This is a genomic window from Micromonospora sp. WMMA1976 (assembly GCF_027497335.1).
Taxonomy (GTDB): Bacteria; Actinomycetota; Actinomycetes; order Mycobacteriales; family Micromonosporaceae; genus Micromonospora; species Micromonospora aurantiaca.
In genome coordinates, this window is record NZ_CP114912.1 from 2,052,666 (window position 1) to 2,079,553 (window position 26,888).

The 26,888-nt window shown below is 73.2% G+C and carries 25 protein-coding genes; 15 read left to right on the forward strand and 10 right to left on the reverse strand.

What is annotated here, in order from left to right; genetic code table 11:
* Window positions 1-8: 8 nt before the first annotated feature.
* Entirely contained in the window at window positions 9-2,567 is a 2,559-nt protein-coding gene (locus tag O7546_RS09690) for a phenylalanine--tRNA ligase subunit beta (protein WP_194802846.1), read from the forward strand.
* Between the two features lie 70 nt (window positions 2,568-2,637).
* Here the strand turns inward: O7546_RS09690 and O7546_RS09695 are convergent, their stop codons facing one another.
* Complete coding sequence (locus O7546_RS09695) at window positions 2,638-3,522, reverse strand: Crp/Fnr family transcriptional regulator (RefSeq protein WP_269696568.1); 885 nt, start codon at window positions 3,520-3,522, stop codon at window positions 2,638-2,640.
* 214 nt (window positions 3,523-3,736) lie between these two features.
* Between O7546_RS09695 and O7546_RS09700 the strand changes: the two genes are divergently transcribed.
* The 11 genes from O7546_RS09700 (at window position 3,737) to argH (ending at window position 16,113) form a co-directional block, all read left to right on the forward strand.
* Window positions 3,737-4,501, forward strand: coding sequence for a hypothetical protein (locus O7546_RS09700; protein WP_281601150.1), 765 nt, complete (start codon window positions 3,737-3,739; stop codon window positions 4,499-4,501).
* The gene (locus O7546_RS09705) at window positions 4,498-6,738 is read left to right on the forward strand and encodes a hypothetical protein (RefSeq protein WP_269696570.1); all 2,241 of its coding nucleotides are present in this window, start codon (window positions 4,498-4,500) and stop codon (window positions 6,736-6,738) included. Before O7546_RS09700 ends, O7546_RS09705 begins: the two co-directional genes overlap by 4 nt.
* The gene (locus O7546_RS09710) at window positions 6,735-7,553 is read left to right on the forward strand and encodes a hypothetical protein (protein WP_281600748.1); all 819 of its coding nucleotides are present in this window, start codon (window positions 6,735-6,737) and stop codon (window positions 7,551-7,553) included. Before O7546_RS09705 ends, O7546_RS09710 begins: the two co-directional genes overlap by 4 nt.
* 134 nt (window positions 7,554-7,687) lie before the next feature.
* Complete coding sequence (gene argC / locus O7546_RS09715) at window positions 7,688-8,689, forward strand: N-acetyl-gamma-glutamyl-phosphate reductase (protein WP_281600749.1); 1,002 nt, start codon at window positions 7,688-7,690, stop codon at window positions 8,687-8,689.
* Window positions 8,686-9,858 (forward strand): bifunctional glutamate N-acetyltransferase/amino-acid acetyltransferase ArgJ, encoded by a 1,173-nt coding sequence (gene argJ / locus O7546_RS09720; protein WP_281600750.1) that lies wholly within the window; start codon window positions 8,686-8,688, stop codon window positions 9,856-9,858. Before argC ends, argJ begins: the two co-directional genes overlap by 4 nt.
* Window positions 9,855-10,742: an acetylglutamate kinase gene (gene argB / locus O7546_RS09725; protein ID WP_281600751.1), complete on the forward strand. Its 888-nt coding sequence runs from the start codon at window positions 9,855-9,857 to the stop codon at window positions 10,740-10,742. Before argJ ends, argB begins: the two co-directional genes overlap by 4 nt.
* Complete coding sequence (locus O7546_RS09730) at window positions 10,739-12,001, forward strand: acetylornithine transaminase (protein ID WP_281600752.1); 1,263 nt, start codon at window positions 10,739-10,741, stop codon at window positions 11,999-12,001. Before argB ends, O7546_RS09730 begins: the two co-directional genes overlap by 4 nt.
* Window positions 11,998-12,924, forward strand: a complete 927-nt coding sequence (gene argF, locus O7546_RS09735; RefSeq protein ID WP_269696575.1) for an ornithine carbamoyltransferase — start codon at window positions 11,998-12,000, stop codon at window positions 12,922-12,924. Before O7546_RS09730 ends, argF begins: the two co-directional genes overlap by 4 nt.
* Window positions 12,921-13,433, forward strand: a complete 513-nt coding sequence (locus O7546_RS09740) for an arginine repressor (RefSeq protein WP_071095704.1) — start codon at window positions 12,921-12,923, stop codon at window positions 13,431-13,433. Before argF ends, O7546_RS09740 begins: the two co-directional genes overlap by 4 nt.
* Complete coding sequence (locus tag O7546_RS09745; RefSeq protein WP_194802841.1) at window positions 13,430-14,635, forward strand: argininosuccinate synthase; 1,206 nt, start codon at window positions 13,430-13,432, stop codon at window positions 14,633-14,635. Before O7546_RS09740 ends, O7546_RS09745 begins: the two co-directional genes overlap by 4 nt.
* A 14-nt stretch (window positions 14,636-14,649) precedes the next feature.
* Window positions 14,650-16,113, forward strand: coding sequence for an argininosuccinate lyase (gene argH, locus O7546_RS09750; protein ID WP_269698072.1), 1,464 nt, complete (start codon window positions 14,650-14,652; stop codon window positions 16,111-16,113).
* A 181-nt stretch (window positions 16,114-16,294) separates the two neighbouring features.
* Here the strand turns inward: argH and O7546_RS09755 are convergent, their stop codons facing one another.
* The 3 genes from O7546_RS09755 to O7546_RS09765 all read right to left on the reverse strand — a co-directional run bounded on the left by O7546_RS09755 (window position 16,295) and on the right by O7546_RS09765 (window position 17,930).
* Entirely contained in the window at window positions 16,295-16,648 is a 354-nt protein-coding gene (locus O7546_RS09755; RefSeq protein WP_194802840.1) for an MmcQ/YjbR family DNA-binding protein, read from the reverse strand.
* Window positions 16,649-16,711: 63 nt separating this feature from the next.
* Window positions 16,712-17,137 carry a DNA-binding protein gene (locus O7546_RS09760; protein ID WP_194802934.1) on the reverse strand — a complete coding sequence of 142 codons (426 nt, stop codon included), beginning with the start codon at window positions 17,135-17,137 and terminating at the stop codon, window positions 16,712-16,714.
* A 154-nt stretch (window positions 17,138-17,291) separates the two neighbouring features.
* On the reverse strand, window positions 17,292-17,930 hold the full coding sequence (locus O7546_RS09765; RefSeq protein WP_194802839.1) for a DNA-3-methyladenine glycosylase: 639 nt from the start codon (window positions 17,928-17,930) through the stop codon (window positions 17,292-17,294).
* Window positions 17,931-18,069: 139 nt separating this feature from the next.
* Between O7546_RS09765 and O7546_RS09770 the strand changes: the two genes are divergently transcribed.
* Together O7546_RS09770 and O7546_RS09775 are read left to right on the forward strand one after the other, a co-directional pair.
* On the forward strand, window positions 18,070-19,167 hold the full coding sequence (locus O7546_RS09770) for an LLM class flavin-dependent oxidoreductase (protein ID WP_194802838.1): 1,098 nt from the start codon (window positions 18,070-18,072) through the stop codon (window positions 19,165-19,167).
* Window positions 19,164-19,790, forward strand: a complete 627-nt coding sequence (locus O7546_RS09775) for a CE1759 family FMN reductase (RefSeq protein WP_281600753.1) — start codon at window positions 19,164-19,166, stop codon at window positions 19,788-19,790. The genes O7546_RS09770 and O7546_RS09775 overlap by 4 nt, the downstream gene beginning before the upstream one ends.
* Before the next feature lie 60 nt (window positions 19,791-19,850).
* Here the strand turns inward: O7546_RS09775 and O7546_RS09780 are convergent, their stop codons facing one another.
* Both O7546_RS09780 and O7546_RS09785 read right to left on the reverse strand, forming a co-directional pair.
* Window positions 19,851-20,735 carry a universal stress protein gene (locus tag O7546_RS09780; protein ID WP_281600754.1) on the reverse strand — a complete coding sequence of 295 codons (885 nt, stop codon included), beginning with the start codon at window positions 20,733-20,735 and terminating at the stop codon, window positions 19,851-19,853.
* 70 nt (window positions 20,736-20,805) lie between these two features.
* A complete protein-coding gene (locus tag O7546_RS09785) occupies window positions 20,806-21,714 on the reverse strand; it encodes a universal stress protein (RefSeq protein WP_269696578.1) in 909 nt (302 codons plus the stop codon).
* Between the two features lie 159 nt (window positions 21,715-21,873).
* Here O7546_RS09785 and O7546_RS09790 point away from each other — a divergent pair, with 159 nt between their 5' ends.
* Entirely contained in the window at window positions 21,874-22,344 is a 471-nt protein-coding gene (locus O7546_RS09790) for a cyclic nucleotide-binding domain-containing protein (protein ID WP_013285560.1), read from the forward strand.
* A gap of 3 nt (window positions 22,345-22,347) precedes the next feature.
* Here the strand turns inward: O7546_RS09790 and O7546_RS09795 are convergent, their stop codons facing one another.
* The 4 genes from O7546_RS09795 to adhP form a co-directional block, all read right to left on the reverse strand.
* Window positions 22,348-22,632 (reverse strand): hypothetical protein, encoded by a 285-nt coding sequence (locus tag O7546_RS09795; RefSeq protein WP_194802834.1) that lies wholly within the window; start codon window positions 22,630-22,632, stop codon window positions 22,348-22,350.
* A 32-nt stretch (window positions 22,633-22,664) separates the two neighbouring features.
* Complete coding sequence (gene pflA, locus O7546_RS09800) at window positions 22,665-23,450, reverse strand: pyruvate formate-lyase-activating protein (protein ID WP_194802833.1); 786 nt, start codon at window positions 23,448-23,450, stop codon at window positions 22,665-22,667.
* Window positions 23,447-25,690: a formate C-acetyltransferase gene (pflB, locus tag O7546_RS09805; RefSeq protein ID WP_269696579.1), complete on the reverse strand. Its 2,244-nt coding sequence runs from the start codon at window positions 25,688-25,690 to the stop codon at window positions 23,447-23,449. The genes pflA and pflB overlap by 4 nt, the downstream gene beginning before the upstream one ends.
* 64 nt (window positions 25,691-25,754) lie before the next feature.
* Window positions 25,755-26,765: an alcohol dehydrogenase AdhP gene (gene adhP / locus O7546_RS09810; RefSeq protein WP_194802831.1), complete on the reverse strand. Its 1,011-nt coding sequence runs from the start codon at window positions 26,763-26,765 to the stop codon at window positions 25,755-25,757.
* Between the last annotated feature and the right edge of the window lie 123 nt (window positions 26,766-26,888).

Below are 26,888 nucleotides of genomic sequence, written 5' to 3' on the forward strand. Positions count from 1 at the left end.
TAACAGTCATGCGAGTCTCTGTCAGTTGGCTGCGGGAGTACGTGGACCTGCCGGCCGACCTGCCCACCGGCGACCTGGAGCAGGCGCTGGTCGACCTCGGCATCGAGGTCGAGTCCGTGGTGGACCTGCGCGAGTCGGTCACCGGCCCGCTCGTCGTCGGCGAGGTCCTGGAGATCGAGGAGCTGACCGGCTTCAAGAAGCCGATCCGCTTCTGCCGGGTCGACGTCGGCGCCGCGAACGGCACCGGTGAGCCGCAGGAGATCGTCTGCGGGGCGCGCAACTTCGCCGTGGGCGACAAGGTCGTGGTGATCCTCCCCGGCGGTGTGCTGCCCGGCGGGTTCGCGATCGGCGCGCGCAAGACGTACGGGCGCAACTCCCACGGCATGATCTGCTCGGCGCAGGAGCTGGGGCTCGGCGACGACCACGCGGGCATCGTCGTGTTGCCCGAGGACGTCAAGGCCCAGCCCGGCGACGACGCCCGGCCCGTCGTCGGCCTGGACGACGTCGTGGTCGAGATGGAGATCACCCCGGACCGCGGGTACGCGCTGAGCGTGCGCGGCATCGCCCGAGAGCTGTCGCACGCGCTCGGCGTGCCGTTCCGCGACCCGGCCGACGCGCCCGCGCCCGGCGCGACCGCCGAGCCCGCGTATCCGGTGGAGGTCCGCGACACTGTCGGCTGCGACCGGTTCGCGGCGCGGATGGTGCGCGGCGTCGACCCGACAGTCGAGACGCCCGGCTGGATGCGGCAGCGGCTCACGGTGGCCGGGGTGCGCAGCATCTCGCTCGCCGTCGACATCACCAACTACCTGATGCTCGAACTCGGCCAGCCGATGCACGCCTTCGACGCGGACCGGATCGCCGGCACGCTCGTGGTGCGCCGTGCCGAGGCGGGGGAGAAGCTGACCACGCTGGACGGGGTCAACCGCACGCTGTCCGCCGAGGACCTGGTCATCTGCGACGACTCGGGTCCGATCTCGCTGGCGGCGGTGATGGGCGGCGAGACCAGCGAGGTGCTCGCCTCCACCACGAACGTGCTGTTCGAGGCGGCGCACTGGGATCCGGCCACCGTCGGCCGTACCGCACGGCGGCACAAGCTGTTCAGCGAGGCGGCGAAGCGGTGGGAGCGGGGCGTCGACCCGGCGCTGCCGCTGGTCGCGCTGGAGAAGGCGGTCCGGCTGCTCACCGACCTCGCCGGCGGCACCGCGGGCGAAGAGGTGCTCGACATCGACCACGTCGCGCCGCGTACGCCCGTGACGCTGCCGGTGGACCTGCCGTCGCGCCGCGTCGGCGTGACGTACTCGCCGGACCGGGTGGTGGAGCTGCTGGAGCAGGTCGGTTGCACCGTCACCCGCGGCACCGACCGGCTCGCCGAGGACCCGGGCACGGTGGGCACGGCCGCCGGTGCCGGCTCGGGTGCCGGTGAGGTGCTGACCGTGACGCCGCCGAGCTGGCGACCCGACCTGACCGACCCGGCCGACCTGGTGGAGGAGGTGGTACGCCTCGACGGCTACGACCGTGTGCCGTCGGTGCTGCCCACCGCGCCGCCCGGCCGGGGCCTGACCTGGCAGCAGCAGCGCCGCCGGGCCGTCGCCCGCTCGCTCGCCGAACGCGGCTACGTCGAGGTGCTGGCGCAGCCGTTCGTCGCGCCGGAGCTGGTCGACCAGCTCGGCCTGCCCGCCGACGACCCACGCCGCCCCGCGGTACGGCTGGCGAACCCGCTGTCGGAGGAGGAGCCGCTGCTGCGCACCACGCTGCTCGGCCCGCTGCTCGGCATCGTCAAGCGTAACGTCGGCCGGGGCCAGCGGGACGTGGCGATCTACGAGATCGGCACGGTCTTCCACCCGCGCCCCGGCGCCGGTGCTCCGCCCGCGATGGGCGTGGACCGACGGCCCACCGACGAGGAGTTCGCCGCCGCCGACGCGGTGGTGCCCGCCCAGCCGCGGCACGTCGCGGTGGCGCTCACCGGCGAGATCGAACCGGCCGGCTGGTGGGGTGCGGGCCGCACGGCCGGCTGGGCGGACGCGGTCGAGGCGGGCCGGGCGGTGCTCGACGCCGCCGGCATCCCCGCCGACCGGGTGACGGTACGGGCCGGCGAGCGGGCGCCCTGGCACCCGGGCCGCTGCGCCGAACTGGTGGTGGACGACGTGGTCGTCGGCCACGCCGGTGAGCTGCACCCGGCCGTGCTGGCCGCGCTGGAGCTGCCCCGGCGTACCAGCGCAATGGAACTGGACCTGGACGCGCTGCCCGCCGCGCCGCTGGCGGCCGGCCCGACCATCTCCACGTTCCCGCCGGCCCTGATCGACGTGGCGTTGGTGGTGGACGAGTCGGTGCCGGCCGCCGAGGTGCGGGCGGCACTGGTCGAGGGCGCGGGCCCGCTGCTGGAGGACGTGCGCCTGTTCGACGTCTACACCTCCGAGCAACTCGGCGAGGGACGCAAGTCGCTGGCGTACAAACTGACGTTCCGCGCCCCGGACCGGACCCTCGCGGGCGAGGAGGCGGTGGCGGCGCGCGACGCGGCCGTCGCGGTCGCCGCCGAGCGCTTCGGCGCCACCCTGCGCGGCGCCTGAAAGGAGGGGCCCCCTCTTGACGCCTCCGGTAGAGGAGGGGGCCCCGTTTAACAGCCGTCGACCGTACGGCTTACTCGTCGTCGGAAGGCAACTCGCCGAGACCTCGCAGGCCTGGCAGATCCCGGACCGTTATCCGCCGGTAGTCCGTGTCCACGAGCCGCTCAGCGCGTAGCTCGCGCAGGGCCTTCTGAATCGATGTCTCCGCCGCACCACAGATCGTGGCGAGTTCCGGCTGGGTCAGACGGACGTCGATGACCACACCTTCCGGACTCCGCCTACCGTGCGTCCGGCACAGCTCCGCGATCACCCGGGCCACGCGGATCTTTACGTGGTACGAGGTGAAGTCGATGCGGCGCCGGTTGGACCAGCGCAGCCGATCCGCCACCATCGCCGCGAGTTCGAGCGCGGATTCGGGGTGCTCCTTGAGGAATCGGGTGAACCGGTCTCTGGGAATGACGCTGTACCGCGTGGGGCCGCAGGTGGTGATTGTGGCCGAGCGGGGTTGATCGTTCAGGGCGGACATCTCACCGACCAGGTCACCACCGACGCGCAGCGAGAGCAACGCCGACCTACCGTCGGGGAGACTCGCTGTCACCTTGGTCAACCCCTCCTCCAGGAGCACCAGGTGCGATTCCCGGACGCCCTCGTGGATCAGGATCTGACCGGCGGGTACCTGACGTCGGACACCGAGACCCAGGACGATCTCCCGATCTGCCGGGCGCAGCCGCCGGAGGAAGGTCCCGTACGGCCACTCGGCCTGGGGCGGTGCCCCTCGACGCATCGACAACCCCATTCTCGCCAGCCAGCGAAGACCGTCGAAGCGTAGCCGAAGCTGAGCGGAGCGCGACGCGCGGCGCAACAGTGCGGCGGCCCCGACGTAGATCGCCACCACGGACAGCACTGCCGCCGGGTGCCAGCCCGCGTCGAGAAGCAACTCGCTGAGGACGTCGATCATGCGTCCAGTCCATCGCGGCTCCGCCTGCCGAATCCCGGACGAAGACGGGAAGACCGGTTCCGGACAGGCACGGCGGATGCCGTACTTCTACGGGGTGCGGCTCGGGCGAGCCGGATTCGATGTCCCTTGTGATCCCGCCGGTTCCGGCGGGTGAGTGACGAAGGGGCGACACCGGATGCACCATCCCGAGCGACGAATGTTGATCAGCGTGGACATGGAGCGGTACAGCCGCCGCAGCAATGTCCAGCAGTACGAGGCGCAGCAGGAGTTCCGGCGCCTCCTGCATGAGGCCGCCGCGCTGGTCGGACTGGACCGGACGCAGTGGCATACCCAGCAGGCCGGTGACGGGGAATTGGCGATTCTCCCGCGGGACGCCCACGAGGCGCTCATCATCGGCCGATTCGTCCCCGAGCTCAACCGACGGCTGCGTGCGTACAACGTCAGCCGGGTGCCGGCGGCGCGGATCCGCTTGCGGGTGGCCGTCCATCAGGGCCTCGTACACCTGGACGGCGCGAACGGCTTCCCGGGTTCGGCAGTCGTCCTCGTCTGCCGGCTCTGCGACTCCGATCCGCTGAAGCGGGCTCTTGCCGCCTTCCCGGACGCTGGAGTCGCGCTCGTCGTCTCCGACGACATCTACCGGAACGTCGTCCAGGAGTACCCCGAGGAGATGCGGCCCGAGCGGTTTCGCAAGGTTCAGGTGAGCCACCCGGACAAGGGCTTCGAGGAGACCGCCTGGCTCTACGTGGTCGACGAGGACATGTCGTCGTTGCCGGTCGGTGAACCGCGAACGGTAGACCCGGCAGGCGGCGTCGAGTCCGACTCCATCGGCCGTTCGGTCGAACCGCCGCATTCCGGCGACGCCGGCATCCGGATCGGCAGCCTCCAGGTCCACGGGCAGAGCGCTGTCGGCCCGAACGCGACGGCGATCGGATCGGTCGGCCGCGACGCGATCATCGACCGGGACGGGACCGAACGATGATCGCCCACGTGCCCCCGCCGGAGACCGACGGCGTCCCGGTGCCGGTCCCGCCGGTCCACCCGGATGACGGCGGAGAGGCTGCACGCGCCACGGTCGACGGGGCCGCCCCCGGCGCCGATCCGTCGGATGCGGATGAGCAAGGCCTCGCGGAGGAGACGGAGGACGATCCGTCTCTCGACCCGCGCGAGATCATCGGCCGGCTCTCCGCGCTGCTCGGCGCACCGGCGGGGATCGAGGTCGGGGATGTACACGTTCAGGGCCAGAACGCGACCGGGACCGGAGCCACCGCCATCGGCGCGATGCACGTCACCATGGCCGGCGTCGGGGACGGCCGGAGCTGGTCGGAGACGTTGAGTGGAGCCACAGTCCGACAGTCCGCGGACGGGTACGCGCCGGCGTCGAGCGATCAGTACCTCGACCGGCGGCTCAAGCGCCGAGGGCTGCTGTGTCTCTCCGGACCGGAAGGTACGGGCCGCTACACGGCCGCATGTCTGGCCTCCGCCAGACGGCACGGCTACGACCGGGTGGGCCTGATCAACGTGGAGAGCCTCGGAGATCTGATCCGGACCGCCGGCATCCTCCGAGCCGGGCACGGTTACGTCCTGCCCTTGGGCGACGCGGCGATCCGGGACCTGGACGGTATGACCCTGGTCGGCGCGGCAGCTCGGGCCGAGGCGGTGGGCTGCACGGTGGTGCTCGTCGGTGATTTCCAGTCGCGGGGCCGGGAGTTCACCGACCAGATCGTCGAGCATCGGCCTCCCGGCGCTGCGGATGTCTTCCGGGCCCAACTACGGCGGCATCTGCGCGGCCGGTGCGTCGGGCGATGTGGCAACGAGTGCGTCGGAGCGTGCGTCGATCGCTATGTCGAGGACGAAGCCGTCGGGCACCCGCTGATGATCGCCTACCTGCGCGGCGATCCGCGCCCGGGCGAGGTGGTCCGCTTGGTGGAGTCCATCGCCCGGAACCCCGTGAACGGTGTGGATCTGACGCAGCGGTTGGAACGCCTGCTGCCAGGGCAGGTGCGGGAGCGGGCGGCGCGCATTCTCGACTGCTCCGACGGGCAGCACCCGTCGGAGTTCTGGGCTGCCGGCGACCGTCGTGCGTTCCGCCTGTCCTGTGCGGTACTCGCCGGCCAGCCGGTATCGGAGGTCCACCACGCCGCACGACTGTTGACCGGGCCTTCGGCGGATGACCTGCCGCCAGCGGTCATGCCTGGCCGCGGGTCCGCGCTTGACGAGTTGATGGGGCCCGAACTTCGTCAGGCGGTGCGGGTGGTCGACGACGATCGAGTGCCGGGCGGGCGACGAGTGGAGTTCATCCCGGCCAACGACGCGCTTCGTTCCAGCCTCCTGGAGGTCGCCTGGCAGGACTGGTGGCACCCGGAGCGGCTTCTGCGGTGGTGGGTTGATCTCGCCCGCAGCGATGTGCCCGGCGTCCGGCAGGCCGCAGCGGGCGCCATCGGCTGGTCGGCAAGTCTCGCGGTGCGCTCCGCGTTGCAGGCCGTGGACGAGTTGGCACGGGAACGACGCGCCGGTGTGCGTCAGACGGCGGCCATCGCTCTGGTCGCGATGGCCATGCAGCCCTCGCTGCGTCATCGGCTTCGCGCCGAGTTGGACCGCTGGGCCGACAGTGGCACGGCGCATCGCCGGGACACCGTGGCCCGGGCCTACGCTCTCGGCCTCGCTCGTCTCTGGCCCGAGAGCGCGCTGCTCCACCTGCGTCAGGTGGCGGAGGCACGGATGCAGCGCTGGCACAACTCCGTGGTCCGGGGCCTCGTGGAGGTGTACGACGCAGGGCACACGGCGGAGGTGACGGCCACGCTGGCGGAGTGGGCCGTCTCGGCCCACCCGGAGGTGCGCCTGCACGCCGGCCGGGCGCTGCGGATCCTGGCCGACCGGTGGTCACCCGTGCCGCGGGAACACTGGCCCGAACTGCTCGACCTGACACGGCGCGGCACCGTCCAACTACAGGATCTGGCCACCTGCTGGGCCGCCGCGCTCGCCATCCCAGGAACCGCGTTTCGCGCCTGGCGAACGCTCGGTTTCTGGCTCAGCCGCGCGGACGGACAGCCTGAGGTGGCGATGTACTGCGGACAGCTGCTCACGGCGGTGGTGGCCGGCCGAGAGCCCCTCCGGCGTCGCTTGGATCACCAGATTCAGCACGTCTGGCAGCCCCTGATGCCCGGCAACTCCCTACTCGACGACGTACGACGACTCACGAACGAGGAACAGAGATGACCACCCCTCCCGCAGCGCCTTCGAGCACCCCTTCCTCCGCTCCGGATCAGCCGGCACGCCGCTGGTGGCACACCGTCTTCCCGCCCGCCCCGTCGACCATCGCTTCCCCCACCCCGGCTGCTCCCGTCGCCGTGTCGTTTCGCCAGGAGGCCCCGCAGCCCCTCCTGGTGCCGGCGAAAGGTGACGCCTTTGACTTCCGCCTGTACGCCGTCTACGTCTGGACGGCGCACCGGATGACGTTCGAGGAACTGCGGTTCCGGGCCGAGGGCTACCTGACGTGGGCGTGCGGCATTCTCCGGGAACAAGCGGTCGAGTTGGCCCGGCGGCATGAGCCGCACCGCTCCCACGAGCTGGAGCAGGCTCTGAACGCGCATCTGTCCGGCCAGCGCTGGCCCCGGCAGGGGACAGCCCCCTCCTTCACCGCCCAGGTCCGTGTCAGCCCCGACGAGCGGGTCCGCGAGCGGCTGCGGCCGTACTGGGAGGACCGGATCAAGTTGGAGTGCGACCACGAGCTGCATAAGGTCAGGGCCCGCCAGGCCGATGACCTGACCCGACGGTGGTGCGCGGTGCTCCAGAATCTCGAAGGCGACCCGGTGACGATGCATGCCGCCCGGCTGACCGGGGAGCAGTTCGCCGAGGTGTTCCGTCGGTACGTGGCAGAGCGCCGGGAAACCGTGCCGGAGTTGGTGGAACTGCTCCGGGAGGCGGTCCGGGGTCACAACGACTTGAACATGGGCCCGTCGGAGTACACCCAGGCCTGGGATGCGGCCCTCCGCACCTATGAACGTCAGCACGGGCTCGTCGAGCGAGGTTGATCCTGGCCGGGCGGCCCTTCCGACCCCCTCCCAGGAAGGGCCGCCCGCCGCAGCTTCATGCAGTATGCTGCATGAACTTGCACTGCTCGCCTTGTCGCTGGTAACCTTCTCTGCATAGTCATGCGGAGGTGGGTATGGGCATTCGGGTTGCTGTTGCCGGGGCGAGTGGATACGCCGGGGGCGAACTGCTGCGCCTGCTCGCCGGTCACCCCGAGTTCGAGCTGATCACCGCCACCGCGCACAGCCAGGCCGGTCAGCCCGTCAGCGCCGTACACCCGCACCTCGCCGGCCTGGACCTCGTGTTCGCCGCGACCGAACCGGCGACCCTGGCCGACGCGGACCTGGTCTTCCTGGCCCTGCCGCACGGGCAGTCCGCGGCGCTCGCCGCGGCGCTGCCCGATTCGGTCAAGGTGGTCGACCTCGGCGCTGACCACCGGCTGCGCGACGCCGGCGCCTGGTCCCGCTACTACGGCGGCGAGCACGCCGGCGCCTGGACCTACGGGCTGCCCGAGCTTCCCGGCGGGCGGGCCGAGATCGCCGCCGCGACGCGGGTCGCCAGCACCGGCTGCTACGCGGTGGCGACCACGCTGGCGCTGGCGCCGCTGGTCGCCGCCGGCGCGGTACGCCCCGACGACGTGGTGGTGGTCGCCGCCTCCGGCACCTCCGGCGCGGGCCGCGCCGCAAAGGCCCACCTGCTCGGCAGCGAGGTGATGGGCGACCTGACCCCCTACAAGGTCGGCGCGCACCAGCACGTGCCGGAGATCAAGCAGGCCACCGGCGCGACCGGCCTGTCCTTCACCCCGGTGCTCGCGCCGATGCCCCGGGGGATCCTGGCCACCGTCACCGCGGTGCCCACCGGCGACGCCGACCCGCGCGCGGTGCTGGCCGCCGCCTACGCCGACGCGCCGTTCGTGCACGTGCTGCCCGAGGGATCGTGGCCGCACACCGCGGCCACCGCCGGGTCGAACTCCTGCCACCTCCAGGCGACTGTCGACGTCGACTCGGGCCGGGTGATCGTGGTCAGCGCGATCGACAACCTGGGCAAGGGCGCGGCCGGCCAGGCCGTGCAGAACGCCAACCTGATGGTGGGTCTCCCGGAGACCACCGGTCTGTCCGTGTTTGGAGTGGCCCCGTGAGCGTCACCGTCCCCCGTGGGTTCCGCGCCGCAGGTGTCGCGGCCGGACTGAAGTCCTCCGGCGCCGCCGACGTCGCCCTCGTCATAAACGACGGCCCGGACGCCGGTGTGGCGGGCGTCTTCACCGCCAACCGGGTCAAGGCCGCGCCGGTGCTCTGGAGCCAGCAGGTCGTGCACGGCGGTGTCGTGCGCGCCGTGGTGCTCAACTCCGGCGGCGCGAACGCCTGCACCGGACCGGCCGGATTCCAGGACACCCACGCCACCGCCGAGCACACCGCCGCCGCGATCACCGCGGCGAACGCCCGGCTGATCGTCGGCGCCGGCGAGGTGGCGGTCTGCTCGACCGGCCTGATCGGCGAGCGGCTGCCGATGGACAAGCTTCTCCCCGGCGTACGCGAGGCGGTGCGCGGCCTGTCCCGCGACGGCGGCCCGGCGGCCGCCGAGGCGATCATGACCACCGACACCCGGCCCAAGACGACAGTGGCGCAGGGTACGGGCTGGACCGTCGGCGGCATGGCCAAGGGCGCGGGCATGCTCGCCCCGGCCATGGCCACCATGCTCTGCGTGCTCACCACCGACGCGGTGGCCGGGCCGGACGCCCTGGACGCCGCGCTGCGCGCCGCCACCCGGATCACGTTCGACCGGATCGACTCCGACGGCTGCATGTCCACCAACGACACCGTGCTGCTGCTCGCAAGCGGCGCCTCCGGCATCGAGCCGACCGCCGAGGAGCTGACCGCCGCGGTCACCGCCGCCTGCCACGACCTGGCCCAGCAGCTCCTGGCCGACGCCGAGGGCGCGACCAAGGAGGTCGCGATCGAGGTGGTCGGCGCGGCGAGCGAGGACGACGCGGTCGAGGTGGGCCGCACGGTGGCCCGCAACAACCTGGTGAAGACCGCGCTGTTCGGCAACGACCCGAACTGGGGCCGGATCCTCGCCGCGGTCGGCACCACCGCCGCCGTGTTCGAACCGGACGGCGTCGACGTCGCGGTGAACGGCATCTGGGTGTGCCGGGGCGGCGCCGCCGCCGAGGACCGCGCCAAGGTGGACCTCACCGGCCGCGGCGTCACGGTCCGGATCGACCTGCACGCCGGCACCGACGCGGCCACCATCTGGACCAACGACCTGTCCCACGCGTACGTCCACGAGAACTCGGCCTATTCCACATGAATCTGAGTGCTGACCTCACCAGGGCCCAGGCCAAGGCCGCCACGCTGATCGAGGCGCTGCCCTGGCTGGCCCGTTTCTCCGGCGCCACCGTCGTGGTCAAGTACGGCGGCAACGCCATGGTCGAACCGGAACTCCAGCGCGCCTTCGCCGCCGACATGGTGTTCCTGCGCTACGCCGGCCTGAAGCCGGTAGTGGTGCACGGCGGCGGCCCGCAGATCTCCGCCATGCTCGGCCGGCTGGGCATCGCCAGCGAGTTCCGCGGTGGCCTGCGGGTCACCACCCCGGAGGCGATGGACGTGGTCCGGATGGTCCTGGTCGGTCAGGTCGGCCGGGAACTGGTCGGGCTGATCAACGCGCACGGCCCGTACGCGGTCGGCCTCTCCGGTGAGGACGCCGGACTGTTCACGGCGGTGCGCCGCCCCGCGTACGTGGACGGGGAAGCGGTCGACGTGGGCCAGGTCGGCGACGTGGAGTCGGTGAACGTCTCGGCGGTCACCGACCTGATCGAGGCCGGCCGGATCCCGGTCATCTCGACAGTCGCGCCGGATGCCGACGGGGTGCTGCACAACCTCAACGCGGACACCGCCGCCGCCGCGCTCGCGGTCGCGCTGGACGCCCGCAAGCTGGTCGTGCTGACCGACGTGTCAGGCCTGTACGCCGACTGGCCCGACACGTCCAGCCTGGTCAGCGAGATCACCGCGGACGACCTGGCGAAGCTGCTGCCGTCCCTGGAGTCGGGCATGGTCCCGAAGATGGAGGCCTGCCTGCGGGCGGTGCGCGGGGGAGTGCCGGCCGCGCACGTCGTCGACGGCCGGGTCGCCCACTCCACGCTGCTGGAAGTGTTCACGTCGGAGGGCTTCGGAACGATGGTGATCGACTCATGAGCACGCTCGTGCAGCGGTGGAACGCCACCATGATGGACAACTACGGCACGCCGCCGCTGGCGCTCGTCTCCGGCTCCGGCGCCGTCGTGACCGACGACACCGGCCGGGAGTACGTCGACCTGCTCGGCGGCATCGCCGTCAACGCGCTCGGCCACGCCCACCCGGCGGTGGTGGCCGCCGTCAGCAAGCAGGTCGCGACGCTCGGGCACGTGTCGAACCTGTTCGTCGCCGAGCCGCCGGTGGCGCTGGCCGAACTGCTGCTCGCGCTGGCAGGCCGCCCGGGCCGGGTGTTCTTCGCCAACTCGGGCGCGGAGGCCAACGAGGCCGCGTTCAAGCTGTCCCGGCTCACCGGCCGCCGGCACGTGGTCGCCACCCACGGCGGCTTCCACGGCCGGACAATGGGCGCGCTGGCGCTGACCGGGCAGCCGGCGAAGGCCGACCCGTTCCGCCCGCTACCAGGCGACGTCACACACGTGCCGTTCGGCGACGCCGACGCGCTGGCCGAGGCGGTCACCGACGACACCGCCATGCTGATCATCGAGCCGATCCAGGGCGAGAACGGCGTGGTCGTCCCGCCGCCCGGCTACCTGGCCGCGGCCCGGCGGATCACCGCCGCGCACGGCGCGCTGCTGGTGCTCGACGAAGTGCAGACCGGCATCGGCCGCACCGGCCACTGGTTCGCCCACCAGGCCGACGGCGTCGAGCCGGACGTCGTCACGCTCGCCAAGGGTCTCGGCGGCGGGCTGCCGCTGGGCGCCTGCCTGGCCTTCGGCCGGGCCGCCGACCTGCTCACGCCCGGCTCGCACGGCACCACGTTCGGCGGCAACCCGATCAGCTGCGCCGCCGCGCTCGCGGTCGTCTCCACGATCGCGCACGAGGGCCTGCTCGACCACGTCAAGCGGGTCGGCGAGCGGCTGCGGCGCGGCGTCGAGGCGCTCGGGCATCCGCTGGTCCGCGAGGTGCGCGGCGCCGGGCTGCTGCTCGGCATCGTGCTCGACCAGCCGGTCTCCGCCGCCGCCGCGGCGGCGCTGCGCGAGGCGGGTTTCCTGGTCAACCCGGTGCAGCCGGACGTGGTCCGGCTCGCCCCGCCGCTGATCCTCACCGCCCCCCAGGCCGACGCGTTCGTCGCCGCGCTGCCGGCCGCGCTGTCCGCCGCCGCGCCGCCCACTTCCACAGACGCCGCCACGCCGGCCGGCATCGCCGCGACCGCCGAGGCCACCGCGCCCGACGCCACGACCCCGACGGAGGCTCCCGCATGATCCGCCACTTCCTGCGCGACGACGACCTCACGCCCGCCGAGCAGGCCGCCGTGCTCGACCTCGCCGCCCGGATGAAGGCCGACCGGTACGCGCACCAGCCCCTGACCGGGCCGAAGTCGGTGGCGGTGCTGTTCGACAAGCAGAGCCTGCGTACCCGGATCTCGTTCGACGTGGGCATCGCCGAGCTGGGCGGGCACCCGCTCGTGGTGGACACCCAGGTCACCCACTTCGGCCGGGGCGAGACGCTCGGCGACGCCGGCCGGGTGCTGTCCCGCTACGTCGCCGCGATCGTGCTGCGCACCCACGGCGACGACCGGATCGCCGAGGTCGCCGAGCACGCCACGGTGCCCGTCGTGAACGCGCTCACCGACACGTACCACCCCTGCCAGCTGCTGGCCGACCTGCTCACCGTGCGGGAGCGCTTCGGCGGCACCGCCGGGCGGATCGTGACGTACGTGGGCGACGCGGCGAACAACATGGCCCACTCGTACCTGCTGGCCGGGGCGACAGCCGGGATGCACGTGCGGATCGCCGGTCCGGAGGGGTTCCAGCCGGACCCGGAGATCGTGGCCCGCGCCGAGAAGATCGCCGCCACCACCGGCGGGTCGGTGCAGCTGTTCACCGACCCGATCGAGGCGGTACGCGGCGCGCACGTCGTCGCCACCGACACCTGGACGTCGATGGGGCAGGAGGACGACGGGCTGGACCGGATCACCCCGTTCCTGCCGTACCAGGTCAACGCCGCGCTGCTCGGCCACGCCGACGCCGACGTGATCGTGCTGCACTGCCTGCCCGCCCACCGGGGCGAGGAGATCACCGACGAGGCGCTCGACGGCCCGCACAGCGCGGTGTTCGACCAGGCGGAGAATCGGCTGCACGCCCAGAAGGCGCTGCTGACGTTTCTCCTGGAGGAATCCGCATGACCGCTCCGCTGACCCGCGCCGCGCGGCACGCCCGCATCGTCGAGCTGATCCGCGACACCCCCATCCACTCGCAGACCGAGCTGGCCGACCTGCTCGCCGGGGACGGCATCCAGGTCACCCAGGCCACGCTGTCGCGCGACCTGAAGGAACTGGGAGCGGTGACCGCGCGGGGCGGCGACGGGCGGGGCGTCTACCTGATCCCGGAGGACGGCCACCGGCCGCTGCGCGACGCCGAGGGCGCGCCGGCCCGGCTGATCCGGCTGCTGCGTGAGCTGCTGAACGGCGTCGACTCCAGCGGCAACATCGCGGTGCTGCGCACCCCTCCGGGCGCAGCGCAGTATCTCGCCAGCGCGCTGGACCGGGCCGGCCTGTCCGAGATCGTCGGCACCATCGCCGGCGACGACACCATCCTCGTCGTGGCCCGTGAGGCCGACGGCGGCGCCGCGCTGGGTGAGCGGCTCGCCGCCTGGGCCCGCCGCGACGACACAGTCGAAGGGGGCACCTCGTGACCGAGCGGGTCGTGCTCGCGTACTCCGGGGGCCTGGACACCTCGGTTGCGATCCCGTACCTGGCCGAGCGGACCGGCGCTGAGGTGATCGCGGTAGCCGTGGACGTCGGCCAGGGCGGCGAGGACATGGCCGTGATCCGGCAGCGCGCGCTCGACTGCGGCGCGGTCGAGTCCGAGGTGGTGGACGCGCGCGACGAGTTCGCCGCCGACTACTGCCTGCCGGCGATCCGGGCCAACGCCCTCTACATGGACCGCTACCCGCTGGTGTCCGCGCTGTCCCGGCCGCTGATCGTCAAGCACCTGGTCGCGGCGGCGCGTGCCCACGGCGGCACGATCGTGTCGCACGGCTGCACCGGCAAGGGCAACGACCAGGTCCGGTTCGAGGTCGGCCTGGCCGCCCTCGCACCGGACCTGACGGTCGTCGCGCCCGCCCGGGACTTCGCCTGGACCCGGGACAAGGCGATCGCGTACGCGCAGGAGAAGGGGCTGCCGATCGACGTGTCGGCGAAGTCGCCGTACTCGATCGACCAGAACCTGTGGGGCCGGGCCGTCGAGACGGGGTTCCTGGAGGACATCTGGAACGCCCCGGTCGAGGACCTCTACGCCTACACCGAGGACCCGGCGTCGGAACGCGACCCGGACGACCTGGTGATCACCTTCGACGGCGGCGTACCGGTCGCCATCGACGGCGAGACGGTCACGCCTTACCAGGCGATCCGGGAGCTGAACCGGCGGGCCGGGGCGCACGGCGTGGGCCGGCTCGACATGGTCGAGGACCGACTGGTCGGCATCAAGAGCCGAGAGGTGTACGAGGCGCCCGGCGCGCTCGCCCTGATCACCGCCCACCAGGAGCTGGAGGCGGTGACAGTCGAGCGGGATCTCGCCCGGTTCAAGCGCGGCGTCGACCAGCGCTGGGGTGAGCTGGTCTACGACGGGCTCTGGTTCTCGCCGCTGAAGCGCGCGCTGGACGCGTTCATCGACGACGCCCAGCGGCACGTCACCGGCGAGGTGCGGCTGCGGCTGCACGGCGGCCGGGCGGTCGTCACCGGCCGGCGCTCCGAGGCGAGCCTCTACGACTTCGGTCTCGCCACCTACGACACCGGCGACACGTTCGACCAGTCGCTGGCGAAGGGATTCGTACGACTGTGGGGACTGCCCAGCACGATGGCCGCGCAACGGGACGCCCGGATGGGAGGGGCCTGATGGGGGGCACCACAATGGGTGGGGTGGACGACAAGAGCCTGACCGAGAACAGCGCCCCCGCCAACCGGACGAGCCTCTGGGGCGGCCGGTTCGCCGGCGGTCCCGCCGAGGCGCTCGCCCGGCTGTCGGTGAGCGTCCAGTTCGACTGGCGTCTCGCCCCGTACGACATCGCCGGTTCCCGCGCGCACGCCCGGGTCCTCGCCGGCGCCGGCCTGCTCGACCCGGACGAACTGGGCCGGATGCTCGCGGCGCTGGACGACCTGGAGGCGGCCTGCGCCTCCGGCGCGTTCCGCCCGACAGTGGACGACGAGGACGTGCACACCGCGCTGGAACGCGGCCTGCTGGAACGGCTCGGCAGCCTCGGCGGCAAGCTGCGCGCCGGCCGGTCCCGCAACGACCAGGTCGCCACCGACCTGCGGCTCTACCTGCGCGACCACGCCCGCGGCGTGGCGGCCCGGCTGGTCGAGCTGGCCGAGGCCCTCGTCGAGCAGGCGGAGCGGCACGTGGACACCGCCGCGCCGGGCATGACGCACCTTCAGCACGCCCAGCCGGTGACGTTCGGGCACTGGCTGCTGGCCCACGTGCAGCCGCTGCTGCGCGACCTGGAGCGGATGCGCGACTGGGACGAGCGGACCGCGATCAGCCCGCTCGGCGCTGGCGCGCTGGCCGGCTCGGGGCTGCCGCTGGACCCGGTGGCGGTCGCCAAGGAGCTGGGTTTCCGCACCTCGTTCGCCAACTCGATGGACGCGGTCGCGGACCGCGACTTCGTGGCCGAGTTCCTCTTCGTCACCGCGATGATCGGCGTGCACCTGTCCCGCCTCGGCGAGGAGGTGGTGCTCTGGACGTCGCAGGAGTTCGGCTGGGTCGAGCTGGACGACGCTTTCGCCACCGGCTCGTCGATCATGCCGCAGAAGAAGAACGCGGACATCGCCGAGCTGGCCCGGGGCAAGTCCGGCCGCCTGGTCGGCGGCCTGATGAGCGTGCTCACCATGCTCAAGGGCCTGCCCATGACGTACGACCGGGACATGCAGGAGGACAAGGAGCCGGCGTTCGACGCGGTCGACACGCTGGAGCTGCTGCTGCCCGCGCTGGCCGGGATGATCTCCACGATGACGGTCCGGGTGGACCGCCTGGTGGCCAGCGCGCCGTCGGGCTTCTCGCTCGCCACCGAGGTCGCCGACTGGCTGGTGCGGCGCAACGTGCCGTTCCGTGACGCGCACGAGATCACCGGCAAGCTGGTGGCGCTCTGCGCGGCCCGCGACTGCGCGCTGGACGAGGTGTCCGACGCCGATCTGGCCACGGTGAGCGAGCACCTGGATCCGTCGGTGCGCGACGTGCTGTCGGTGCGTTCGGCGCTGGCCGCCCGCATCACGCCCGGCTCCACCGGCCCCGGCCCGGTCGCGGACCAGCTCGCCGCCGCGGCGGACAAGCTGACCGGCTGGCGGGATTGGGCCGCCGAGCGGGTCGTCCCCCGCTGACCTGCGCCGCTGATCCGGGGTAGGCATCCGCCTGCCCCGGACCAGTTCCGCGCCCCGCGCCCCGCCCCGCGCCGAGATCTTGGTACGAAATGGCCCCCATAGGGGCGCAAAGCTTCCAAGATCTACAACGGTCCTGCTAAGTGGAACGCGGATCCTGTTCTGAGGGACGTTGTTTCTCCGGTCAGCCGGCGGGGCGCTCGCGTTTCGGGAGCTTGGCGACCACCGCGTCGTACGACCCGTCGACCGCCTCGATCAGCTCGTCGTCCGGGATGCCGCCGGAGAGCCGCAGCGTGTTCCAGCCCGACCGGCCGATGTAGGGGGAGGGGCGCGCGTCGGCCGGGAACCGGTGCAGCCACTCGTCGGCCACCTCCCGGGACGCCCCGCACTTCACCCCGACCCGGGCCTCACCGTCGGGGGAGCCGAGGAACGCGAAGATGCGGCTGCCCACCTTCACCACCTCGTCACCCTCCCACGGCCGGTCGAGCCAGGCTCCCGGCTTGGCCAGGCAGTAGGCCAGCATCTCCTCGCGCCTCATCGCGTCCTCCCGTGCCGTCGTCCGGCACAGTCTCGCCCGCCGCTGTGACAGTGCGCGCCGGCGTCAGTCGCCGGTGCCGGTGCGGACGGTGAGCCGCTCGTAGCGCTGCCGGGCCGCCTGGGCGCTGCCCAGCCCCAGCCCGAAGGCGATCGCCTGCCAGGTCATGCCCCGGCCGCGGGCCACCTGCAGCAGCCCGGCCTCCAGCGCGTCCACCTCGGCCCGTACGTGCGGGATCAGCGTCAGCGCGGCCATCAGGTCGGCCTGGTCGACCGGCTTCTCACCCTCGTCCAGCTCGGCGCCACCGGCGAGCGCCATCACCAGCGTGGCCGCCTCGTACGCGTCGGGCACGTCGGGGTGGGCGTAGCGCCGGCGGCGGGAGTTGGTGCCGGCGTGCCGCTCGGCGATCCGCAGCAGCGCCGCGTAGTTGCGGTGCGCCCGGGCCTGGGCAGCATCCGGAGCGGTGAACGGGTCGTTGTCCACGGTGACCATGTCGTCCATCCCACACCCACGAATGGTCTGTTGTCAACACCCCGTTGAAAGCCCTTCGTGTAAAACACCGTGACCTCAACGCATGGTGAAGGGTCGGCGCGTCATGCCACCACAGACGCGCCGCGGGGTGTCCCGGGTTGCCGGAACGGCCGATTCAGGCCGGAGAGTTCCGCACCGGGGCGGCCGGAGCGGGCCGACGCCGCGGGGCGTGCCGCCGGTAGACGCTCACGCTCGGCTCGTCCGCCAGCCAGAACCGCCACGGCAGGTCGTGCGCGGCGGCGACCCCGACGCGCGGCCCGGCCACGATCCGCGCCGGGTCGACCGGGCTCGCCGGTGGCGTCAGCAGCAGCGGGCCGCTGCCGTCGATCGCCGAGGTGCCGTTCGCGTCGCGCCCGAGCCCGAGCGCGGTGACCAGCCGGGCCGGCCCGCGGGCCAGTTCCCGGTCGGCGGCGCGCGGCCGGCGCTCGCGGGCGATCTCGACGCCGTCGACCACCTCGCCCGCGCGCAGCAGCACCGCCGCCGCCTCGCCGTCGCGACCGCAGACGATGTTCGCGCACCAGTGCATGCCGAACACGAAGTACACGTAGACGTGCCCGGCGGGCCCGAACATGACCTTGTTGCGCGGCGTCGGCCCGCGGTGGGCGTGCGACGCCGGGTCCTCGCCGGTGCCCGCGTACGCCTCGACCTCGGTGAGCCGGACGGTGACGCCGCCGGCCGACACGGTCCAGCCGAGCAGCGTCCGCGCGGTCTGCGCGACCTGCGCGGCGGGCGCGGAGAGCCAGGGGTACGTCATCGCGGCAAGGGTAGTCGGCGGGTGGCGCGTGATTCGGGCCACGCCGGGGCGGGCGGCCACCGGAATAGTTGACTCGTCAAATATGTTGTGAGGAGCGATCCCGGGCCGACCGGTCCGGACCCCACGCGAGGAGCTGGTCATGCAGTTCGGAGTCTTCACCGTCGGTGACGTCACCGTCGACCCCACGAACGGGCGACTGCCGTCCGAGCGTGAGCGGATCAAGGCCATGACCGCCATCGCGCTCAAGGCCGAAGAGGTCGGCCTCGACGTCTTCGCCACCGGCGAGCACCACAACCCGCCGTTCGTGCCGTCGTCGCCGACCACCATGCTCGGCTGGATCGCCGCGCGTACCGAACGGCTGCTGCTGTCGACATCGACCACGCTGATCACCACGAACGACCCGGTGAAGATCGCCGAGGACTACGCGATGCTCCAGCACCTGGCCGACGGCCGGGTGGACCTGATGATGGGCCGCGGCAACACCGGGCCGGTCTACCCGTGGTTCGGGCAGGACATCCGCAACGGCATCCCGCTGGCCATCGAGAACTACGACCTGCTGCACCGGCTGTGGCGCGAGGACGTGGTCGACTGGAAGGGCCGGTTCCGTACGCCGCTGCAGTCGTTCACCTCGACCCCGCGCCCGCTCGACGGCGTACCGCCGTTCGTCTGGCACGGCTCGATCCGCAGCCCGGAGATCGCCGAGCAGGCCGCGTACTACGGCGACGGCTTCTTCGCCAACCACATCTTCTGGCCCAAGGAGCACACCCAGCGGATGGTCGGCCTCTACCGGGAACGGTTCGCGCACTACGGCCACGGCTCGCCGGACCAGGCCATCGTCGGCCTCGGCGGGCAGGTCTTCATGCGCCGCAACTCCCAGGACGCGGTACGCGAGTTCCGCCCCTACTTCGACAACGCCCCGGTCTACGGGCACGGCCCGTCGCTCGAGGAGTTCACCCGGGAGACGCCGCTCACAGTCGGCAGCCCGCAGCAGGTCATCGACCGCACGCTGGGCTTCCGCGAGTACGTCGGCGACTACCAGCGGCAGCTGTTCCTGATCGACCACGCCGGACTGCCGCTGAAGACGGTGCTGGAGCAGCTCGACCTGCTGGGCGAGGAGGTGGTCCCGGTGCTGCGCAAGGAGTTCGACTCGCTGCGTCCGGCACACGTGCCGGAGGCGCCCACCCACGCGAGCCTGCTCGCCGCCCGCGACGCCGCCCCGGCCGGGGAGCAGCGATGACCGGCCGTACCCTCGCTGTCGTCTCGGCCGGTCTCGGCCAGCCGTCGTCGACCCGTCTGCTCGCCGACCAGCTCGCCGCGGCCGCCCGCGACGAGCTGGCCGGCCGCGGCGCCACTGTGGAACTGCGCGTGGTCGAGCTGCGCGAGCACGCCCACGACGTGGTGAACCACCTGCTCACCGGCTTCGCGCCGGCCGCACTGCGGCGGACGCTCGACGAGGTGGCCACCGCCGACGGGCTGATCGCGGTGACGCCGATCTTCAACGCGTCCTACAACGGGCTGTTCAAGTCGTTCTTCGACGTGGTCGACCGGGACGCGCTGGCCGGCAAGCCGGTGCTGCTCGGGGCGACCGGCGGCACCGCCCGGCACTCGCTGGCGCTGGAGCACGCGGTCCGGCCCATGTTCACGTACCTGCGGGCCGCAACACTGCCCACGGCGGTGTTCGCCGCGCCGGAGGACTGGGCCGGCGACGACGGCGACAGCGCGCTGCGGTCCCGGATCCGCCGGGCCGGAACCGAGCTGGCCGAGCAGGTGGACCGCCGCCCGCCCGCGACCGGCCCGGCCGACCCGTTCGCGCTCACCACCGACTTCGCCGACCTGCTCGCCGGCCGCGACCCGTCCTGACGCCGGGCGGATCGGCGGACCGGACCGGACCGGGCCGGACCCTGCCGGCCGCGTGGCGCGTCAGTCGTCGGCCGGCTCGGGCCGGTGGGCGACGAGCACCGGGCAGTGGGAGTGCTGCACCAGCGCCTGGCTGACCGAGCCGAGCAGCAGCCCGGCGAAGCCGCCCCGGCCCCGGGAGCCGACCACCACGAGCGACGCCTCGCCGCTGGCCTCCACGAGCGCGGTCTCCGGCGAGGCGGCGGTCACAGCCCGCTCCGTCACGCGCAGGCCCGGGTGCGCGGCCCGGACCCGGTCCGCGGCCTCCACCAGCAGCCCCGCCGCCTCGGCCCGCTCGGCGGTGGACGCCTCCGCCGCGACCTCCGGCGCCACCGCGCCGCGTTCCGGCGACCGCACGTGCATCAGCACCAGCTCCGCGTCGCGCCGGTCGGCCTCGTCCGCGGCCAGCTCGATCGCGTACGCGGCCGAGTCGGAACCGTCCACGCCGACCAGCACCGGACCGTCCACCGGGATCGGCTGCTCCTCCGGGCGGACGATCAGCACCGGGCAGTGCCCGTGCTGCGCGAGCTGCCCGCTGACCGAGCCGAGCAGCAGGCCGGCGAAACCGCCCACGCCCCGGCTGCCCACCACGACCAGCTCGGCGCGGCGGGACTCCTCGACCATCGTGGCGCCGGGGCCGCCGGCGACCTGGCGCACCTGCACCCGCAGGCCCGGGTGCCGCTCGGCCAGGTCGGCGGCGACCGACTCCAGCATCTTCTCCGACTCCGCGGTGGGAGCCGGCACCCCCAGGTCGTACGGGTTGAGCGGCACGCCGTAGCCCATCGGGTGCAGGTAGCCGTGCACGAGCAGCAGCGGCCGGGAACGGGCGACGGCGGTCGCGGCGGCCAGGTCGGCGGCGGCCAGGCTGGACGGCGATCCGTCCACTCCCGCCACGACGGGTCGGTTCATCTGGTGCTTTCCCTCCGGTCGGCTCAGGCCATTGTGGCGGTACCGGCCCCGCCCGGGCCGGGGAACCGGCTCAGTGGGTCCGGTCGCCCCGGTGCCGGACGACGGCGAGCGGGCTGTGGCAGTGGTGCAGCACGGCGTGGCTGACCGAGCCGAGCAGCAGCGCACCGAGGCTACCGCGCCCGTGTGCGCCGACCACCGTCAGCTGCGCGCCGACGGACTCCTCGACGAGCACCCGGGACGGGGTGGCGGCGGCGACCAGCTTCGGCCGTACCGTGACCTCCGGGTAGCGCTCGGCCCAGCCGGCGATCGCCTCGGCCAGCACCCGCTGCTCGTCGGCGCGCAGCTCCTGCGGGTCGTACGCCAGCGGCACGACGTCGCCGAACGCCTCCCGGTAGGTCACCGGCTGCGGGTACAGCCAGGTGTGCACCACGACCAGTTCGGCGCCGCGCGCCGCGGCCTCGGCGAACGCGAACCCGACCGCCGCGTCCGACAGCGCCGAGCCGTCCACGCCGACCACCACCGGGCCGTCGGCGCGGGCCTCACCCCGGGCCACGAGCACCGGGCAGTCCGCGCGGGCGGAGAGCTGCACCGCGGCGGAGCCGACGAGCAGTTCGGCGAAGCCGCCCAGTCCCCGGTGGCCCAGCACGAGCAGCGCGGCGTCGCGGCTCTCCCGCAGCAGGACCGCCACCGGCCCGCCGTCGACGACAGCGCCGGTCACCGCCAGCTCCGCGTCGACCTTGCGGGCCTCGTCCACCGCCTCCTCGACCAGCTTCTCGGCCTCCTGGCGCAGCTCGATGTCGGGCAGCACCGGGGCGACCATGCCCAGCGGCGTGCCGACCAGCGGCCACAGGAAGGCGTTCACCACCCGCAGCGGCCGGTGCCGCAGCACCGCCTCGCGTGCGGCCAGCCGTACCGCGTCCAGCGCGGACGGGGAGCCGTCCACGCCCACCACGACGGGGGCACCGGTTCTGTCGGTCATCACGTCCTCCTTCGGTTCCCCCTCAGCCTGCGCCGACGGCTCCCACCTGGGCAGAGTCGATCCGCCCGGCACGGCCGGGACCATCGGCCCCTACCGGCCGGGGCGGTGGCGGGGTGGAATGGAAGCCAGTGCTCCCCTCCTGTCGACCCTGGAGGCGCGATGACCCCGCTGGAGATGCTCCGCGTCCACCCCTTCCTGGCCGGGCTGCCCGACGAGTGGCTGCCCCGGCTCACCGGGTACGCCCGTCCGGTGGTCTGGCATCCCGGGCACCGGCTGTTCCGCGCCGGCCAGCCGGCCGACCGGTTCTGGCTGGTCCGCGGCGGCCAGGTGGCGCTGGACTTCCCGGTGCCGGGCCGCGGCGACGTGGGCATCGAGACGATCGGGCCGGGCGGGGTGCTCGGCTGGTCCTGGCTGTTCCCGCCGTACCGCTGGCAGTTCGGCGCGGTCGCCACCCAGCGCAGCACCGCTGTGGAACTCGACGCCGACGGGGTACGCCGGCTGATGGAGTCCGACGACACGCTCGGCCGTCAGCTCACCACCCGGTTCATGAGCGTGGTGGTGGACCGGCTCCAGGCGTCCCGGGTCCGGCTGCTCGACCTGTACGGCTACCCGACGGCCGCGGCCAGCTAGGGCTCAGCGGTCGCGGACGACCAGCTCGTCCACCTCGAGCCGGCCGATGCGCAGCTCGCGGATCACCGCGCGGCGCACGGCGAGCCGGCCGACCACGAGCGAACCCACCGCCACGGCGCCGAGCGCGAACGCGCCGAAGGCCAGCGCGCCGATCGCGCTCGCGCCGAGCGCCCGCGCGCCCGTCGCACCGGCGCCGGTGGCCTGCGCCCCGACGGCCCGCGCCCCGGTGGCCTGCGCGCCGGTCGCGGCCAGCGGGCGGACACGGGCGATCGGGCGCAGACGAGACATGCCCCGATCCTAGTGGTGTCATGGCGGGCCGGTCAGGTGACGGTGAGGCCCCGGGCGGCGAACTGGCCGCGTACCCGGGCCAGCAGGTCGGCATCCGGCGGCTCGGTGTCCGCCAGCGGGAAGGTCAGGCCCAGTTCGGCGTACTTGTGCGCGCCGAGCCGGTGGAACGGCAGCACCTCGACGCGCTGCACCGTGGCCAGCCCGGCGGCCACGTCGGCCACCCGCTCCACCTCGTCGGCCGCGTCGGTCAGGCCGGGCACCAGCACGTACCGGATCCAGATCGGCGTACCCCGGTCGGCCAGCCGTTGCGCGAAGCGCAGCGTCGGCGCGAGCCGGCCGGTGCCGGTGACCCGGCGGTACGTCTGCGGGTTACCCGCCTTGACGTCGAGCAGCACCAGGTCGGTGGCGTCCAGCAACGCGTCGTCGGCGCGGACGCCGAGGAAGCCGGACGTGTCCAGCGCGGTGTGCAGGCCGAGGTCGTCGTGGCAGCGGCGCAGCAGTTCCCGGGTGAACGCCGGTTGCAGCAGCGGCTCCCCGCCGCTCACCGTGACGCCGCCGCCCGCCACCTGGATGAACCGGCGGTACCGGCCGGCGAGCGCGATCATCTCCTCCACGCTGCGGCGGCGGCCGCTGCGGCCGTACCAGGTGTCCGGGCTGTGGCAGTAGCGGCAGCGCAGCGGGCAGCCGGCCAGGAAGACCACGAACCGGGTGCCCGGCCCGTCCACCCCGACCGAGGTGTCCCACGAGTGCACGGCGCCGGTGACGGCACCCGGCGCCGCCGCAGTGACCTGCGGTGGCGCCGGCGGGCGGCCGTTCACAGCGACCCGTGGAAGGTCCGCGACACCACGTCGCGCTGCTGCTCCGGCGTGAGCCGGACGAAGTTCACCGCGTACCCGGAGACCCGGACGGTGAGCTGCGGGTACCGCTCCGGGTGCGCCATCGCGTCCAGCAGCGTGGCCCGGTCCAGCACGTTGACGTTGAGGTGGAACCCGCCGGCGTCGGCGTAGCCGTCGAGCACCCCGGCCAGGTTCGCGATCCGCTCGTCGCGGGTGTGGCCCAGGCCGTCCGGCGTCACGGTGCCGGTCAGCGAGATGCCGTCGCGGGCCGCGTCGTACGGCAGCTTCGCCACCGACAGCGCCGAGGCGACCAGGCCGTGCGTGTCGCGCCCGTTCATCGGGTTCGCCCCGGGCGCGAACGGCTCACCGGCGCGCCGGCCGTCCGGCGTGTTGCCGGTGTGCTTGCCGTACACCACGTTCGAGGTGATGGTGAGCACCGACATGGTCAGCTCCGCGTCGCGGTAGGTGCGCTGCCGGCGCAGCTTCTCCGCGAACGTCTCGACCAGCCACACCGCGATCTCGTCGGCTCGGTCGTCGTCGTTGCCGTACGTCGGGAACTCGCCCTCGACCGCGTAGTCGACGGCCAGGCCGGTGTCGTCGCGCAGCACCTTCACCCGGCCGTACCGGATGGCCGACAGGCTGTCCACGGCGACCGACAGGCCGGCGATGCCGGTGGCCATGAACCGGCGCACCGGGTGGTCGTGCAGCGCCATCTCCAGCCGCTCGTAGGCGTACCTGTCGTGCTGGTGGTGGATCACGTTCAGCGCGTCCACGTACGTCTCCGCGAGCCAGTCCAGCGTCCGGTCGTACGCGGCCAGCACCTCGTCGTAGTCGAGCGTCTCGCCGCCCACAGGCGCGGCCGGCGGGGCCACCTGCGTGCCGGTCAGCTCGTCCCGGCCGCCGTTGATCGCGTACAGCAGCGCCTTCGCCAGGTTCGCCCGGGCGCCGAAGAACTGCATGTCCCGGCCGACCCGCATGGCCGACACGCAGCAGGCGATAGCGGTGTCGTCGTCGTACGCCGGGCGGATCAGCTCGTCGTTCTCGTACTGGATGGCGCTGGTGTCCAGCGACACCTGGGCGCAGAACCGCTTGAACCCCTCCGGCAGCCGTGGCGACCAGAGCACCGTCAGGTTCGGCTCCGGCGCCGGGCCGAGGTTGTAGAGCGTCTGGAGGTAGCGGAACGCGGTGCGGGTGACCAGCGGCCGGCCGTCCGCCCCCATCCCGCCGAGCGACTCGGTGACCCAGGTCGGGTCGCCGGAGAACAGCTGGTCGTACTCGGGGGTGCGCAGGAAGCGGATGATCCGCAGCTTGATCACGAAGTCGTCGATCAGCTCCTGCGCGCCGCTCTCGTCCAGCCGCCCCTCGGCGATGTCCCGCCGCAGGTACGCGTCGACGAACCCGGCGGTGCGCCCGAGCGACATCGCGGCGCCGTTCTGCTCCTTCGTGGCCGCCAGGTAGGCGAAGTAGAGCCACTGGATCGCCTGCGCGCCGGTGGCGGCCGGGCGGGAGATGTCGAAGCCGTACGAGGCGGCCATTTCCCGCAGCTCACCGAGCGCGCGGATCTGCTCGGCCAGTTCCTCCCGGTCGCGGATCACGTCGTCGGTGCTGCGCCGCTCGTCCAGCGCCGCCTTGAGCGCGCGGCGCTCCTCGACCAGCCGGTCCACGCCGTACAGCGCCACCCGGCGGTAGTCGCCGATGATCCGCCCGCGCCCGTACGCGTCGGGCAGTCCGGTGATGACGTGCGACCGCCGCGCCGCCAGCACGCTCTCCGGGTACGCGTCGAAGACCGCGTCGTTGTGGGTGCGGCGGTACCGGGTGAAGATCTCGTGCACGCGCGGGTCCGGTTCGCGGCCGTACGCGCGCAGCGCCGTCTCCACCATCCGCAGCCCGCCGGCCGGCATGATCGCCCGCCGCAGCGGCGCGTCGGTCTGCAACCCGACGATCAGCTCCCGCTCCCGGTCGATGTACCCGGGTGCGTGCGAGGTGATCGTCGACGGGGTGGCCGCGTCGACGTCGTACACGCCGCGCCGCCGCTCCTCGCCGAACATCTCCCGCAGCCGGTCCCACACGGCGAGCGTGCGCGGCGTCGGCCCGGCGAGGAACGACGCGTCCCCGGTGTACGGCTCGTGGTTGTGGCGGACGAAGTCGGCCACGTCGATCGTCTCCTGCCACGCTCCGGCGTGGAATCCGCGCCAGGGGGCCAGGGGTTCGGTGGCGGTCATGTCGGTCCCTCTCCGGGCGTCGGCGGTGCCCCGGTCCCCGCGGGTGCGGGGACCGGGGCGGGGGTCAGGGTTGGAGCACGAGCCGGGCGGCGACCCGGCCGGCGAGGACGTCGTCCACCGCGTCGTTGATGTCGTCCAGCTTGCGGGTCTCGTAGACGACCCGGGTGCGGCCTGCGGCGTGCAGCGCGAACACCTCGGCCAGGTCGGCGCGGGTGCCGACGATCGAGCCGAGCACCGTGATGCCCTTGAGTACCGTCTCGAAGACGGGCAGGGTGATCGCGTTGTCGGCCGGCAGCGACACCAGCACCAGCCGGCCGCCGCGCCGCAGCGAACGGTGGGCCTGCTCGATCACCCGAGGGCTCGCGGCCAGCACGATCGCCACGTCCACGCCGCCCAGCGCGGTGATCCGCTCGACCGGGTCGGTGGTGGCGGCGTCGACGGTGTGCGCGGCGCCCAGCGAGGTGGCCAGTTCCAGCTTCTCGGCGGTCACGTCGACCGCCACCGTCTCGGCGCCGAAGATCTGCGCGTACTGCTGGGCGAGGTGACCCAGGCCGCCGATGCCGAAGATCGCCACCCGCTCGCCCGGCCGCACCCCGGCGACCTTGACGGCCTTGTACGTGGTGACGCCCGCGCAGGTCAGCGGCGCGGCCTCGAACGGGTCCACGCCGTCCGGCACGCGTACCGCGTAGCGGGCCGAGGCGACCGCGTACTCGGCGTGCGCGCCGTCGATGCTGTAGCCGGTGTTGCGCTGCGACTCGCACAGCGTCTCCCAGCCGGTCACGCAGTACGCGCAGGTGCCGCAGGCCCAGCCCAGCCAGGGCAGCGCGACCCGGTCGCCGACGGCGTGCTCGGTGACGCCGGGGCCGACCCGCTCGACCAGGCCGACGCCCTCGTGACCGGGGACGAACGGTGGGGCAGGCTTCACCGGCCACTCGCCGCGGGCGGCGTGGATGTCGGTGTGGCAGAGTCCGCTGGCTTCGACGCGGACCAGGATCTCGCCCGGGCCGACCTCCGGCACGGGACGCTCGGTGATCTCCATCGGACGGTCGAACGCGGTGACGACACTGGCGCGCATCGGGGGCCTCCCTCGGTCTCGTTCTCACCCTCAGCGTCGTCCGTCCGGGCGCTGCCGGGCAGGGGCGCAGGACCGCGATGACCCGGGACCAACGGCCCGTCCGAGGCCGGAACGGCGGTACGG